The 14503-nt window shown below is 56.5% G+C and carries 15 protein-coding genes and 1 tRNA gene; 11 read left to right on the top strand and 5 right to left on the bottom strand.

Features of this window, described 5'->3' with window-relative positions; translation table 11 throughout:
- Positions 1-354 precede the first annotated feature (354 nt).
- Entirely contained in the window at positions 355-789 is a 435-nt protein-coding gene (locus AC2FHW_RS00160) for a hypothetical protein (RefSeq protein WP_142633634.1), read from the top strand.
- Between the two features lie 12 nt (positions 790-801).
- On the opposite strand, the gene AC2FHW_RS00155 is transcribed toward AC2FHW_RS00160, so the two are convergent.
- From AC2FHW_RS00155 to pdxH, 4 genes are all read right to left on the bottom strand, one after another.
- Positions 802-878: transfer RNA gene (locus tag AC2FHW_RS00155), tRNA-Pro, on the bottom strand.
- Between the two features lie 43 nt (positions 879-921).
- Complete coding sequence (locus AC2FHW_RS00150) at positions 922-1389, bottom strand: DUF192 domain-containing protein (RefSeq protein WP_142633632.1); 468 nt, start codon at positions 1387-1389, stop codon at positions 922-924.
- 6 nt (positions 1390-1395) lie between these two features.
- Positions 1396-1902, bottom strand: a complete 507-nt coding sequence (locus AC2FHW_RS00145; RefSeq protein WP_282021219.1) for a cold-shock protein — start codon at positions 1900-1902, stop codon at positions 1396-1398.
- Between the two features lie 142 nt (positions 1903-2044).
- Positions 2045-2650 carry a pyridoxamine 5'-phosphate oxidase gene (pdxH, locus tag AC2FHW_RS00140; RefSeq protein ID WP_142633627.1) on the bottom strand — a complete coding sequence of 202 codons (606 nt, stop codon included), beginning with the start codon at positions 2648-2650 and terminating at the stop codon, positions 2045-2047.
- Between the two features lie 135 nt (positions 2651-2785).
- Here pdxH and fabI point away from each other — a divergent pair, with 135 nt between their 5' ends.
- From fabI to trpE, 5 genes are all read left to right on the top strand, one after another.
- Positions 2786-3592: an enoyl-ACP reductase FabI gene (gene fabI / locus AC2FHW_RS00135; RefSeq protein ID WP_142633624.1), complete on the top strand. Its 807-nt coding sequence runs from the start codon at positions 2786-2788 to the stop codon at positions 3590-3592.
- Positions 3593-3595: 3 nt separating this feature from the next.
- The gene (gene gpt, locus AC2FHW_RS00130; protein ID WP_142633622.1) at positions 3596-4105 is read left to right on the top strand and encodes a xanthine phosphoribosyltransferase; all 510 of its coding nucleotides are present in this window, start codon (positions 3596-3598) and stop codon (positions 4103-4105) included.
- A 36-nt stretch (positions 4106-4141) separates the two neighbouring features.
- The gene (locus AC2FHW_RS00125; protein WP_496675761.1) at positions 4142-5317 is read left to right on the top strand and encodes an aminotransferase; all 1176 of its coding nucleotides are present in this window, start codon (positions 4142-4144) and stop codon (positions 5315-5317) included.
- A gap of 81 nt (positions 5318-5398) precedes the next feature.
- A complete protein-coding gene (locus tag AC2FHW_RS00120; RefSeq protein WP_271947259.1) occupies positions 5399-7240 on the top strand; it encodes a peptidylprolyl isomerase in 1842 nt (613 codons plus the stop codon).
- A 14-nt stretch (positions 7241-7254) separates the two neighbouring features.
- Complete coding sequence (gene trpE, locus AC2FHW_RS00115; RefSeq protein WP_271947261.1) at positions 7255-8766, top strand: anthranilate synthase component I; 1512 nt, start codon at positions 7255-7257, stop codon at positions 8764-8766.
- 50 nt (positions 8767-8816) lie between these two features.
- Here the strand turns inward: trpE and AC2FHW_RS00110 are convergent, their stop codons facing one another.
- Positions 8817-10208: a divergent polysaccharide deacetylase family protein gene (locus AC2FHW_RS00110; protein ID WP_496821291.1), complete on the bottom strand. Its 1392-nt coding sequence runs from the start codon at positions 10206-10208 to the stop codon at positions 8817-8819.
- Between the two features lie 193 nt (positions 10209-10401).
- On the opposite strand from AC2FHW_RS00110, the gene AC2FHW_RS00105 reads away from it, so the two are divergent.
- Genes AC2FHW_RS00105 through AC2FHW_RS00085 form a run of 5 tightly spaced genes read left to right on the top strand, consistent with a single transcriptional unit; the run spans position 10402 to position 14450 of the window.
- Complete coding sequence (locus AC2FHW_RS00105) at positions 10402-10983, top strand: anthranilate synthase component II (protein ID WP_142633613.1); 582 nt, start codon at positions 10402-10404, stop codon at positions 10981-10983.
- The gene (trpD, locus tag AC2FHW_RS00100) at positions 10980-11999 is read left to right on the top strand and encodes an anthranilate phosphoribosyltransferase (RefSeq protein ID WP_142633610.1); all 1020 of its coding nucleotides are present in this window, start codon (positions 10980-10982) and stop codon (positions 11997-11999) included. The genes AC2FHW_RS00105 and trpD overlap by 4 nt, the downstream gene beginning before the upstream one ends.
- Positions 11996-12808 (top strand): indole-3-glycerol phosphate synthase TrpC, encoded by an 813-nt coding sequence (gene trpC, locus AC2FHW_RS00095; RefSeq protein ID WP_282021215.1) that lies wholly within the window; start codon positions 11996-11998, stop codon positions 12806-12808. Before trpD ends, trpC begins: the two co-directional genes overlap by 4 nt.
- A complete protein-coding gene (moaC, locus tag AC2FHW_RS00090) occupies positions 12808-13281 on the top strand; it encodes a cyclic pyranopterin monophosphate synthase MoaC (protein ID WP_282021214.1) in 474 nt (157 codons plus the stop codon). The genes trpC and moaC overlap by 1 nt, the downstream gene beginning before the upstream one ends.
- A complete protein-coding gene (locus AC2FHW_RS00085) occupies positions 13278-14450 on the top strand; it encodes a molybdopterin molybdotransferase MoeA (protein ID WP_496821290.1) in 1173 nt (390 codons plus the stop codon). The genes moaC and AC2FHW_RS00085 overlap by 4 nt, the downstream gene beginning before the upstream one ends.
- The last annotated feature ends 53 nt before the right edge of the window (positions 14451-14503 follow it).

Genomic DNA, 14503 nt, shown 5'->3' with positions numbered 1-14503 from the left:
TCTGGATTTTCTACCAGATTTAGTGGCAGCACTTTCGGCCTATACAATCTGGCGTATTCACACATAGATCGTCAACGGCCTTTTTCCGCCATTTTTGGAATCTTTTATGTTGACCGATCCGCATAGACAAACTGGTGAAGGACAGTTTCCGATTCCTCCACAGAGTTATCCGCCATGGTTCGCCATCACCTAGCCAAGTCCGTAATACGATTAACCGTTCTTTCCGGCTTACTTATCGGGATTTGATAAACCAGCCTTAAGATGTCTAGGTTGAAATAGAATCAGCATCCGGCCGATTTCGACATTATTCAGAGGTGCGCGTAAAAGCACATCCAACAAAGGGCAGACCGATCAATGACCGCGTTTCGAATAATTTCCCTGTTTGTCCTGATCGTGGCCTGCACACCACAAGAAACGCCCGCCACATCGCGCAGCGCGCAGTTCTCAGCCTTTCCAGACAAGTTGTTTGCTACGTTCGAGACATCTTGCAACGGCCCGGGTGAGGAATTTAGGAAAATCGGAAATCGTCAGTTCGAGTGTCAGGAACTTCTGCCTCCGAAGACCACAGCCTACCTGATTCTCAACTATGACGGCTATCCACAGAACCTACCCAAAAGTGTGACTCGGCTGACCGCCGAAAAAAACGCAGGTGGCTATCTAGTTGAAGCGGATCTGTTTTTTAATGTGCCGCGCGAAACAGGGCCTGCTGCAAAAGTCCCTGTAGAAAGCAAAGAATTGGATAAAACCCTTAGCGCCATCTATCGAACGATGGGTGGGTCGCCATTTTAATTTTTGAAGAAGTGGTCGGGGCGGCAGGATTCGAACCTACGACCCCCTGTACCCAAAACAGGTGCGCTACCAGACTGCGCCACGCCCCGAACCGTGCGCCTTCCTAACCGTGCCGTTCTGATTTGAAAAGCCCTAACAGGGCCAAATCGCCGGACCATGTGAAAAAACTTTGTGCTGGATCTGTGTTCCAGGCGTGATCAGATAACGATCTGCGAGACCAGCGTTGATTTCCAACACCGCGAATACCGAATCGCCCCCTCCGATGGGGGTCAAATCACCGGGAATCGCGTTGTGATGAACTTTCGTTACCATACCCGTCTTATCTATGAAGATCAGGTCCAGAGGAATCAGCGTGTTCTTCATCCAGAACGCAACAGGTTGCGGCGGGTCGAATACAAACAGCATCCCTGAACGTACCGGAAGCGATTCTCGAAACATGAGTCCGCGCGATCGCTCCTGTGGCGACACGGCGAGTTCAATATCAAAGCCGATTTGGGACTTATCATTTTTCAGGCTAACACGATCTGTACGACAGGCGGCTTCTGCGCCACCGGCCCAAAGTAACAAGACGACAGTCAGAACCTTGAAAAGCCCTGCCATGGCAGATCAGTCATCCATAGCTGCTTCCCAGGCCATAACCTGGGCCGCCATCCGACCACGCTGTCCGTCTATGACCCGCATGGCCAATGCTTCACCGGGTTGCAGATCCGCAAGCCCCGAACGGCGTAGAACCTCAATATGCAGGAACACATCCTCGCCACGCCCGAATACATTAGCGAAGCCAAACCCTTTGCCCTTGTCGAACCACTTAACCCGCGCAGCCACCAAAGGAGCCGCTGCAATCTCAACTGGATCAAGTTCAGCAAAATCCGCGAGCATCATCGTATCGGCGCGCGCTGGCGGATCGACGCTGATGACTTCGACAGCTTGCACACCGCGATCAGTGCGATGCGTCATAATTTCGATGCCTGCCCCGTCTGCAACCGAGCTTTGACCGAAATTACGCAAAACGTTTACGTGCAGCAGAATATCCGGCCCACCTTCATCCGATACGACAAAGCCGTATCCTTTGGCAGGGTCGAACCATTTAACGTGTCCTCGGACGCGGTACATGTTGTTCAGATCTTCTGGCACTGTGGTCCCACTGCGTTTTTTTTCACTTTGTTAAGGGTCCGATGTGTATGGGATTGACGCGCAAATTCAAGGTGAAAAATCCCTTTGTTATCTGCGCATTGCAATTCGCGACACGTGAACGTCATGGATTCAACCTCTGAATCTGCCATTCCGAAGCAGCGTCATCCCGGCACCACCTGAACCTGTCATGCAGACGAAATGCGCCGTCTGCCCAGAATTCAATTTCCGTCGGCACAAGCCGGTAACCACCCCAAAATTTAGGGCGCGGAGGGTTAGGGCCAAGCCTTGCTGTCACTTTCGCCACATCCGCCATCAGCGCGGAACGGCTGCTAAGCGGCTGAGATTGCTTGGACGCCCATGCACCAAGCCGACTTTTCAATGACCTGGAGGCATAATATTCATCAGCCTTTGGTCCATCTTCGCGCGTGATTGTACCACGAACGCGGATTTGACGCCGCAAAGATTTCCAATGCATCACGAAGGCCGCCTTGCCAGCATTGTCCAACTCGCCTGCCTTGGCACTTTCGTAATTTGTGTAGAAAACGAAGGCGTCGGCTTCGATCTCTTTCAACAGCACCATTCGTACATTGGGCATACCATCTTCGCCCACGGTTGCCAGTGCAATCGCGTTAGGATCGTTGGGTTCACTCTTCACAGCTTCGCCCAGCCACCGCCCTGCTATTGCAAATGGGTCGGTTCCTGCGAAGATGCCATCACGTTCGCTCATTTCCATCCCCTGGAAACTATTGAGGGATACCCTAGGGCGAGTTCCCGCCACGGGCAAGAGTGCACGGCCTTGAAGCAGACCAGCCAATGGCATAAACCAACGCAACATAACGCGAAGACAGGCGGAGAACCGAACATGTCAAATCAGTTGATGGCCGGAAAGCGCGGCCTCATCATGGGACTGGCCAATGACAAATCAATCGCATGGGGAATCGCCCGCGCCTTGTCCGAGGCCGGGGCCGAGTTAGCATTCTCATATCAAGGGGATGCCTTGAAAAAGCGCGTTGACCCACTGGCGGCACAGCTGGGCAGTGAAATCGTCCTGCCCTGCGATGTCAGCGATGAAGCCTCGATCGACGGATTGTTTGATGCGCTATCCGAGAAATGGGGAAAGCTGGACTTTGTTGTCCACGCAATCGGGTTTTCAGACAAGAATGAGCTACGCGGGCGCTACGTTGATACGTCGCGGGCGAATTTCAACCTCACGATGGACGTGTCGGTTTATTCCTTTACCGCCGTGATGCAGCGTGCCGAAAAGATGATGACCGAAGGCGGCAGCGCCATCACCCTGACCTATTACGGCGCCGAACAGGTGATGCCGCATTATAATGTCATGGGCGTTGCCAAAGCCGCGCTGGAAGCATCGGTCAAATATCTGGCCGAGGATTTAGGCAAGGACGGCATTCGTGTGAATGCGATCTCGGCCGGGCCGATCAAGACACTGGCCGCCAGCGGCATCGGCGACTTTCGCTATATCATGAAGTGGAACGAATATAACTCACCCCTGCGCCGCAATGTGACCATCGACGATGTGGGCAACTCGGCGCTGTATCTGCTTTCCGATCTAAGCGGCGGTGTCACTGGTGAGAACCTGCATGTGGATTCGGGATACCACATCGTCGGTATGAAAGCCGTTGATGCTCCAGACGTTGAGAAGGGTTGAATCATGAGTGCCAAGGACCGCCTGCCCCACGAAAAAGGCTTTCACATCAGCTGGGATCAGATTCACCGCGATTCCCGAGCGCTCGCTTGGCGGCTGGATGGGCAAGGTCCGAATGATGGGGCCTGGCGTGGCGTCGTTGCCATTACCCGTGGCGGTATGGCACCGGCGATGATTGTCAGCCGCGAGCTGGACATTCGCACAGTCGACACGATCAGCGTGCGCTCCTACCATCACCAGGATCAAGGCGAAGCCGAAGTGCTCAAAGCACCCGACGCTGACCTCATGGGCGACGGCACCGGAATCCTGATTGTCGACGATCTGGTCGACAGTGGCAAAACTCTGGAACTGGTGCGGGCGATGTATCCCAAGGCGCATTTCGCGACGGTTTATGCCAAGCCGAAAGGCCGCCCGATGGTTGACACTTTCATCACCGAAGTCAGCCAGGACACCTGGATTTTCTTCCCGTGGGATATGGCTTTGCAATATGTCGAACCCTACCGGGGCACGGATTGATCCGGCCCAAGCGCAGCAACTGACTGGGGCGCAGAGATGACCCGGACACGCACCGCCGCCACCTTTCCGCCCCCAGTCATGGAGGCGCGCCGGTGGATCGAAGGCGTGACCTTCCCTGAAGAGCGGCCCTTGATAAACGTAAGTCAGGCGGCCCCCGTCGATCCGCCTCCACTTGAGATGCGTCAGGCGATGGCGGCTTATGCGTCGACCGAGGATTCCGCTCATCTCTATGGCCCGGTTCTGGGCAACAGCGCCCTCAGGTCTGAACTGGCCAGCCAGATTACGGTTCATTATGGCGCACCTGTCGCACAGGAACAGGTTGCCATTACTTCTGGCTGCAATCAGGCCTTCGCCGCTGCGATTTCCTCCATCACAGACCAAGGGGATGAGGTCATTCTGCCCACGCCGTGGTATTTCAACCATAAAATGTGGCTGGATATGACAGGTGTTAACGCCATTGATCTGAGAACTGATGATGGACTGTTGCCAGAGGTGAACGCGGCGCGGGATTTGATAACGGATAAGACCCGCGCCATTGCTCTGGTCACCCCGAACAATCCCGGCGGTGTCGAATACCCGGCTGAGCTGCTGCGCGCGTTTTTCGAACTGTCGCGCGAAACCGGAATTAAGCTTTTGGTTGATGAGACCTACCGCGATTTCGACAGCCGCAGCGGCCCGCCCCATGATCTGTTCGCTCAGCCGGGCTGGGATGACACTCTGATTCATCTATATTCGTTTTCAAAGGCCTACCGTCTGACCGGTCACCGAGTAGGTGCTGTTGCGACCAGTCCGTCGCTGCTGTCTGAGATTGAGAAATTTCTGGATACCGTCGCGATCTGTCCAAACCAAATCGGTCAGTTTGGTGCGCTTTGGGGGATGCAAAACCTGTCGCAATGGCTGGCCGATGAACGAAGGGAAATCCTCGACCGTCGCGCTGTCATTACAAGACAACTTCCCAAACTGACCAGTAAAGGATGGCGGTTGCTTGGGTTGGGCGCCTATTTTGCTTATTTCGAACACCCGTTTGACATCTCTTCGGATGATTTAGCCCGTCGGCTGGTCACGGATGCCAGCATTCTGTTGCTGCCAGGCACGATGTTCATGCCCGATCACGACCCGGCCGGAAAACGACAGGTCCGCATCGCATTTGCCAATCTTGATCGCAACGGAATTACGGAATTGTTTGACCGCCTGCACGCTCTCTCCTTCTAAGCTTGCCCCTCGGCGGTGCGCGTCGTATTCAGGGCCGCAACCGACAGGGCAAATACTTGCCGAATAAAACAAGAGGGCACCATGGCCGCAGGCATGAAAAATCTATCAAAGACCTTTGTCTGGATCCTCATGGGTCTTTTGATGCTGGGCCTTGCAGGATTTGGCGCGACCAGCCTGACTGGAACTGTGCGCACTGTAGCACAGGTGGGCAACGAAGATATCTCGATTGACGATTACGTCCGCGAACTTCAGCGCGAAATCCGCGCGGTCGAAAGCCAGACCGGCCAGCCCCTGCAAATGTCACAGGCCCGCGATTTTGGCTTGGACCAGCTGGCTCTGTCGCGCCTCACCGCGCTGGCTGCTTTGGATAACGAAGTTGGTCTGCTGGGTATTTCGATCGGCGATGAAAATTTGCAGGAAGAAATCGTCTCGATCCCTGCGTTTCAGGGGCCTGATGGTTCTTTCGACCGTGAGGCATATCGCTTTCAGCTTGAACAGGTTGGCATGACCGACACCGAGTTTGAAACCGATCTGAGGAAAGAATCCGCACGGACCATCGTGCAGGATGCCGTGGTCAGCGGAGTAGAAATGCCCTCGATCCTGACTGAAGTTCTGACAGACTTTGTCGGTGCCCGCCGCAGCTTTACTGTTGCAACCGTTTCACCCGAAGTTTTGGCAGAGCCGGTTGCAACCCCAACCGATGAACAAATCCAGGCCTATTACGACGAGAACCAGGACCAGTTTTCCCTGCCCCGCACCAAAAAGCTGACCTATACGATTCTGTCGCCCAATATGCTGCTGGATAGTGTCGAGGTGGACGAAGATTCAGTTCTCCGGCTTTTCGAACAGCGCGCAGACGAGTTTCAGCAACCCGAACGCCGCCTTGTTGAACGCCTTTCTTTTTCTGATGACGCCGCTGCGCAAGATGCCATGGCACAGATTGAAGTTGGCGGGACAACCTTCGAACAACTTGTCCGTGACCGTGAGCTTGAGCTGAGCGACGTGGATCTGGGCGACGTTACCCGCGACGACCTGGGCGATGCGGCCGAGGCCATTTTCGCGGCTGAACTGGACACTGTTGTTGGACCTCTGCCCTCGGTATTCGGCCCTGCCCTTTTCCGTATCAACGGCTCGCTGGCTGAGAACAACACTCCCTTCGAAGACGCCGCCCCAGCTCTGCGCGAAGAGTTGGCCGCAGACCGTGCGCGCCGCCAGATCGAGGCTCAGTCCGAAGACATCAATGACCTGCTTGCAGGCGGGGCAACACTTGAGGAGTTGGCAGCCGAGACCGGGATGGAGCTGGGACAGATCGACTGGACTCGCGCCAGTCAGGATGGCGTGGCCGCATATGACGGTTTCCGCAGTGCAGCCGAAGCCGTGCAAGACGGGGATTTTCCCGAGATTGCATTCCTGGAGGACGGTTCGATCTTTGCGCTGCGCCTGAACGAAACGCTGCCTCGTCGGCCTGAACCGCTGGAATCAGCGCGTGATCGCGTTGCGGCGGCCTGGACACAGGTTCAAACTGGCAAAGCGTTGGAAGACCGCGCGAATGCCGTGTTGGAGCAGTTGCAGGAGAACGGGGATTTCACCACGACCGGCCTACCTCACCGCGTGGAAAACGCTCTGACACGAACTGCATTTCTAGAAGATGTACCCGCAGGTTTCATGCCGGAAGTGTTCGACATGGAACTAGGAAGCTATCGTGTCGTTCCCGGTGCCGGGGTCGCGTTGATCGTTCGACTTGACGAATTGTTGCCCCCTGCCGAGACCGATGAACGCCGTCAGGTTCAACAAGCGCTGGCCGCTCAGCTGAATCAGGCTCTGGCACAGAACATTTTCGATGCCTATGTTCGCGACGCCCAGGCCCGCGCCCGTCCTGTGGTGGATCAGCAAGCACTGAACGCCGTTCAGGCGAGCTATTAATTAAGAGACCGAATATGGCCCTGACCCCCGAGTTTGACAGCTTCGCCCGTGCTTATGAGGCCGGCGAAAACCAGGTCGTTTACACCCGTCTGGCAGCCGATCTTGATACGCCTGTCTCCTTGATGCTGAAACTGACCGGAGCGCAAAAAGACGCCTTTATGCTCGAGTCGGTAACTGGTGGCGAGGTCCGCGGACGGTATTCTATCATCGGTATGAAACCCGACCTGATCTGGCGCTGTCGCGCTGAGACCTCGGAACTGAACCGCTCGGCCCGGTTCGACCCGGACGCTTTCACGGCGCAGAATGGCGATCCGATGGACAACCTTCGGACGCTTCTGGCCGAAAGCCGGATCGAGCTGCCTGACGACCTTCCACAAGCTGCGGCGGGACTATTTGGCTATCTCGGTTATGACATGGTGCGCTTGGTCGAGCATCTGCCGAACATCAACCCCGACCCTCTGGGCCTGCCGGATGCTGTCATGCTGCGTCCTTCTGTCGTCGCGGTTCTGGATGGTGTGAAGGGCGAAGTCACGGTCGTTTCCCCCGCCTGGGTCAGCGATGGCCAGTCAGCCAAGGCTGCGTATGCCCAGGCCGCCGAGCGCGTCATGGACGCAGTGCGCGATCTGGAGCGGGCGATGCCTGCTGAAACACGCGACCTTGGCGATGCGTACGAAGTCGCTCCACCCGTCTCGAATTTTACCAAGTCCGGCTATCTGGAAGCAGTCGAGAAAGCCAAGGAATACATTCGAGCTGGCGATATCTTTCAGGTAGTGCCAGCGCAACGCTGGACGCAGGATTTCCCGCTGCCTCCATTTGCGCTGTACCGGTCGCTTCGGCGAACAAACCCGTCGCCCTTCATGTTCTATTTTAACTTTGGCGGGTTTCAGGTGATCGGCGCCAGCCCGGAAATCCTGGTGCGCGTGTTTGGCAATGAAGTCACCATACGACCCATCGCCGGGACGCGTCCACGTGGAGCGACCCCGGAAGAGGACAAAGCTTACGAGATTGAATTGCTGGCCGACAAGAAAGAACTGGCCGAACATCTGATGCTGTTGGATCTAGGCCGCAATGACACCGGGCGGGTTTCAAAGATCGGAACGGTGCGCCCGACCGAAGAGTTCATCATTGAACGGTACAGCCATGTTATGCACATCGTTTCAAACGTTGTGGGTGAGCTGGCCGAGGGTAAGGATGCGCTGGACGCCTTTTTTGCGGGAATGCCTGCGGGGACGGTCTCGGGCGCGCCCAAGGTACGAGCCATGGAAATCATTGATGAGCTTGAGCCGGAAAAACGCGGTGTCTACGGCGGCGGCGTCGGCTATTTCAGCGCCGGCGGAGACATGGACATGTGTATCGCCCTGCGAACGGCCATCGTTCAGGATCAAAAGCTATATATTCAGGCCGGTGGTGGCGTTGTGTATGATAGCGATCCAGAGGCTGAATTCATGGAAACCGTCCACAAGTCCAACGCCATCAGACGCGCTGCGGCTGACGCGGCCCGATTTACGCTGTCCGGCAAGAATTGATAAAGGCAGCCCGTCTGGGCTGCCTGTTTCGGGGAAGGATGTGATCGGGCTTATTGCGCCCCTTGCATCATCACCGCCGAAATAGGCGCCATTGCAACGCGGCCTCCGCGATCTTCCAGACCCCAAAGCAGCAAGGCCGATATGGTATCCGGGCGCAACCGGCCCAACATGACAACAGTGCCCTCCTGCCCGGCCCGGAACGCAGCCTGGTCCAGGAAACGTCGCATGATTTTTGCATCCTGCCGCGCGCCGTCGATATCCCTGAAAATTACCGCAGACGGAATTCCATTACGGGAGGCCAACTTCTGTACCGTGTTGAGCCCGTTATCCTGAGTGATCAGTCCTCGACCCGTTCCACCGGCGATGGCGGCGACCTGATCCGCCAGTTTCCGGTTACCTTGGATGCCGGATCCATCACCTTCAAGAATTCCTACCGTTTCGGGCAACGCTTCAAGCCACACCGAAAGCGATACCTCAGCATCCTGTGCGCTGGCCGCCTTTGGCAGGTCAGCAGTGACCATCACTTCGAACCCGGCCGCCCGATGTCGAGCCATTTTCTCAGCTGCATCGGGGTCTGATGGGCGCACCGCAAACGTAAGCGGATATGGAAAATCCTGAAGCGCCTCGGCGCCATATGCACCCTCATCGTCAATCAGAATGATCGACATGAGGGGTTTGGAATCCGGATTGTCAAACTTCTCTGCGAAGGCCTCGATCGGTTTACCTACAGGAACCTCTTCCTGCGGATCTTGGGCTACTTCATCATCTCGTTCAGTCAAAGGCACTACACGACGCCCGATAGTGGTATTTCCCGACGTGTTTTCCTCTGCGCCGATCTGCGGAACCGAGGCGATACGCGGTAGCGGCTGACTGGGCAGCGTGTCCTCGTCCCCTTCCACTGCGATTGGGTTATCCTCCGGATTCACCTCCAGCTCGATTGATTCCGAAGGCGAGACTTCGGGCAAGGGCTCGTCAAGAGCAACCTGATCAGCCGGTGGTTCAGGGGCATCTTCTGCGGCATCTGGGCTGAGGTCGGCAAGCGGCGCAGGCTGAACGGGGACAGGCATTCGCGGAACGACCGGGGCCTCACTCGAGATGCTTACGGAATCCGCCTCGCTGGGCGTCGGCGCTTCGACCGGAACGCTTACGTCATTCACTACCGGCTGGCTGTCCGGGGCGTTCTCAGCTTCGGATAAACCGGCCAGAGAATCCTCTTCTTCGACTTCATTCTCGGGCGTCTGCGCAGGGAGTTTGAGCAGATCGGCATCTGCACCCGCCTCAGCGACAACCTCGGAGCTCTCCGACGTCTGCACCGGTGCAGGTTCTGGTGCGACTGTCGCTATGGACGGCTTTTTCGACAGCGGCGCGTTGAGCGATAAGACTGCCCCCAGCACCACAACGACAACTGCGCCTGCGATCATTCCGCCGACAAATCCGCCCATAATATTTGCCTCTCGCCTTAGTCCTGCTGCCTTGCCCTTGCACCATCTGTTGTGGCACCTGCCTGCAGGACCGCCAAGTTCGGGATGCACCCTTGACGCTGCCCCACAAGCCTGAGCATGTATGTGCCAACACTATACCGTGGCCTTGGGTTGCATCGCCAGCCCGAAATGCCCAACACGAGACAAGAGCCAAATGCTGCTGCTGATCGACAACTACGACTCATTTACCTACAACCTGGTACATTATTTAGGCGAACTTGGCTCGGAAATGGTCATTCGAAGGAATGACGCGCTGGACGTGCAAGAAGCGATGGCCATGAACCCCGCTGGCATCCTGCTCAGCCCTGGCCCTTGCGACCCTGACCGGGCAGGCATTTGCCTTGCCCTGACCGAGGCAGCCGCCGAAACACGGACGCCTTTGTTGGGTGTCTGCCTTGGCCATCAGACCATAGGTCAGGTTTTCGGTGGAAAAGTCACGCGTTGCCATGAGATTGTGCATGGCAAAATGGGAACAATGCACCACACCGGTAAAGGTGTGTTCGCGGGCCTGCCCACGCCGTTTGAGGCGACGCGCTATCATTCGCTGATTGTGGATCGCGATACCCTGCCCGATTGCCTGGAGATTACGGCGGAATTGGAAGATGGCACCATAATGGGCCTCCAGCACCGCGAACTGCCCATTCATGGCGTACAGTTCCACCCGGAATCCATCGCTTCCGAGCACGGCCACGCGTTGCTCAAGAATTTCCTGTCCGAGATGAAAGTTCCCGCATGAGCGACGCCCTGAAACCGCTGATCGGAGTTGCCGCCGACCGCCCCCTGACTCGCGCCGAAGCGGAAGAAGCCTTTGGGATCCTGTTTGACGGCGCCGCAACACCCAGCCAGATCGGCGGGCTATTGATGGCTATGCGCACACGCGGAGAGACCGTCGATGAATATGCCGCCGCCGCTGCCGTGATGCGTGCAAAATGCAATGCAGTTCAGGCACCAGCTGGCGCGATAGATATTGTGGGCACCGGCGGTGACGGCAAGGGAACGCTGAATATCTCGACCGCGACCGCCTTTGTGGTTGCGGGTGCCGGTGTCACCGTGGCCAAACACGGCAACCGGAACCTGAGTTCTAAATCCGGAGCCGCAGATGCGCTAGGCCAGCTGGGTATCAACGTTATGGTCGGCCCGCAAACCGTTGAAAATGCACTGCAAGATGTCGGCATCGGATTCATGATGGCCCCCATGCATCACCCGGCGATTGCGCATGTCATGCCCACCCGGCAAGAGCTTGGGACACGGACGATCTTTAACATTCTCGGTCCGCTGACCAATCCGGCAGGCGTCAAGCGGCAGTTGACCGGAGCCTTTAGCCGAGAGTTGATCCGCCCGATGGCCGAAACGTTGGGCCTGCTTGGGTCCGAACGCGCATGGCTGGTGCACGGATCGGACGGCACAGACGAATTGACCATCACGGGTATCAGTTGGATTGCGGCCCTCGAAGACGGCACAATTAAAGAGGTCGAGCTTCACCCAGAAGATGCAGGGCTGCCGGTACATCCCTTCGAGGACATTCTCGGCGGAACCCCCGAGGAAAACGCAGTAGCCTTCCGAGCTCTTCTAGACGGCGAGGCCTCCGCCTATCGCGATGCGGTATTGTTGAATGCCGCAGCTGCCCTGGTCGTCGCAGAGGCCGCTGCTGATCTGCGCGAAGGTGTCGCAAAAGCCGCTGAAAGTATCGACAGCGGAAAAGCCAAAGACAAGATCGCGGCCCTGGCCCGCATTACTCAGGAGGCCGCATGACCGAAACGGTTCTGGACAAAATCAAAGCTTACAAGCTCGAAGAGGTCGCTTCGGACAAGGCCAATAAGTCTCTGGAAGCTGTTGAAAACGAAGCAAGATCAGCCTCTGAACCGCGCGGATTCGCATCGGCATTGCAAATGGCTGTACGTAGCGGGTACGGGCTGATTGCAGAAGTCAAAAAAGCCAGCCCCTCCAAAGGTCTGATCCGCGCTGACTTTGATCCACCAGCACTTGCACAAGCTTACGAAGAAGGCGGCGCTGCCTGCCTTTCCGTGTTGACCGACACGCCCAGCTTTCAGGGTGCCAAAGAGTTTCTGGTTCAGGCACGCGCAGCCTGTTCTTTGCCGGTTCTACGCAAAGATTTCATGTACGATCCCTATCAGGTGGCCGAAGCCCGCGCTCTTGGGGCGGATTGTATTTTGATCATCATGGCATCGGTTGATGACAGCCAGGCGGCTGAGTTGGAACAGACCGCCTTTGACTGGGGCATGGACGTTCTGATTGAAGTTCATGATGAAGCCGAGCTGGAACGAGCAACGCAGCTCAAAAGCCCGTTGATTGGGATAAACAACCGTAATCTCAAGACCTTCGAGACCACTCTTGATACGACACGCCGCCTGTCAAAACTAGTTCCCGCTGACCGGACCATCGTTTGCGAAAGCGGGTTGAGCACACCAGCAGACTTGGCCGATATCGCCCGTTACGGTGCGCGTTGTTTTCTAATTGGCGAGAGCCTGATGCGTCAGGAAGACGTCGCAGCAGCGACACACGATCTGCTGTCGCGTCCGCTCAGCCCGGGTGTGATGTGATGCCGCTGACTCACTTCGATGCCCAGGGACAGGCTCATATGGTCGATGTGTCGAACAAGCCCATCACGGATCGTGTCGCCGTCGCAGCGGCTCGTATCACGATGGCACAAGATACGTTCGACTTGATCGCAGAAGGTCGCGCCAAAAAAGGTGACGTCTTGGGGGTGGCACGTCTGGCCGGTATCATGGGGGCAAAGAAGACACCCGATCTGATCCCGCTATGTCACCCACTGCCAGTGACCAAAGTTACCGTAGACCTGACACTGGACCCAGAATTACCCGGCATACAGGTACAAGCAACCGTCAAGACATCTGGTCAAACCGGCGTGGAAATGGAGGCGCTGACAGCGGCCTCAACTGCCGCACTGACCATATACGACATGGCCAAAGCCGTCGATAAGGCAATGGAAATTGGCGGCATTCGCGTCTTGCTAAAAGATGGTGGTAAGTCAGGCCGTTACGAGGCGAAATGATAACCGTTGAAAGCGCCCGGGCGCAGCTATTCGATCTTGTAAACACCCTCCCCTCGGAGACGGCTCCCTTGATGGATGCGGCGGGTAGAGTACTGGCCGAGAATGTAGCAGCCACACGCGATCAGCCGCCATTCGCTTCGTCTTCTATGGATGGCTACGCGGTAAAGTCGACCGAGGTCGAGCTGCACGCCATGTTCAAAGTCATTGGCGAGGCTGCGGCCGGTCGGCGATTTGACGGTCAGGTTGGACCCGGACAGGCGGTTCGGATCTTCACTGGCGCCCCTATTCCTGAAGGTGCAGATTTTGTTGTCATTCAAGAGGATGTTGATCGCCGAGGTGACCTAATCACCATTTCTGATCTGCCGGGCCCTAAATCCAACATTCGTCCAAAAGGCGTCGATTTCGAAATTGGCGCCAAGATGTCGGCCCCACGCCGTTTGCGCCCCGAGGATCTGGCGCTTTTGGCGGCGATGAATATCCCCATGGTGCCGGTTGCACGTAAACCCGTGGTCGCGCTGATCGCAACCGGGGATGAATTGATCATGCCCGGCGAAACACCGGGACCGGATCAGATAATCGCCTCAAACACCTTTGGTATCAAAGCCTTGCTAGAGGATGTTGGAGCGCATGTGCGGGTTCTGCCCATCGCCTCTGACACGGTTTCGTCCCTCGAGACCGCCTTTGCCCTAGCAGCCGACGTTGATTTGGTGGTTACGATCGGCGGTGCCTCGGTTGGGGATTATGATCATGTCTCTCAGGTCACCACCGCACTGGGGTTGGAGCGGAGTTTTTACAAAATCCGCATGCGCCCCGGCAAACCGCTGATGGCCGGTCGCTTGGGCGATAGCGTGATGGTTGGACTTCCGGGTAATCCGGTCAGCGCAATGGTTTGCAGCTATCTGTTTCTTGCCCCGATGATCCGTAAGATGCTGGGCCTGGAACAGGTTCTGACCCCGCTTCAAAGCGCCAATTTAACTGAGGCTATCCCAGCGAATGGGCCGCGCGAGCATTACATGCGCGCTATCGTGACTGGTGATGGAATTAAAGCCTGCCAAAACCAGGACAGTTCGCTGCTCAGCGTGCTTGCCGAAGCAAACGCGCTTTTGGTTCGGCAACCCAATGACCCGGCACGCCTGGCCGGAGACGAAGTGATGTTCCTTCCGATCTGAGTCCCTACAAGATCATTGACACAAAACGTGAACATGCGTAGAACAAAAGAAAA

The sequence above is a fragment of the Ruegeria sp. YTSA108 genome (genome assembly GCF_059610185.1).
This window is presented reverse-complemented; position numbering and strand designations above follow the sequence as displayed.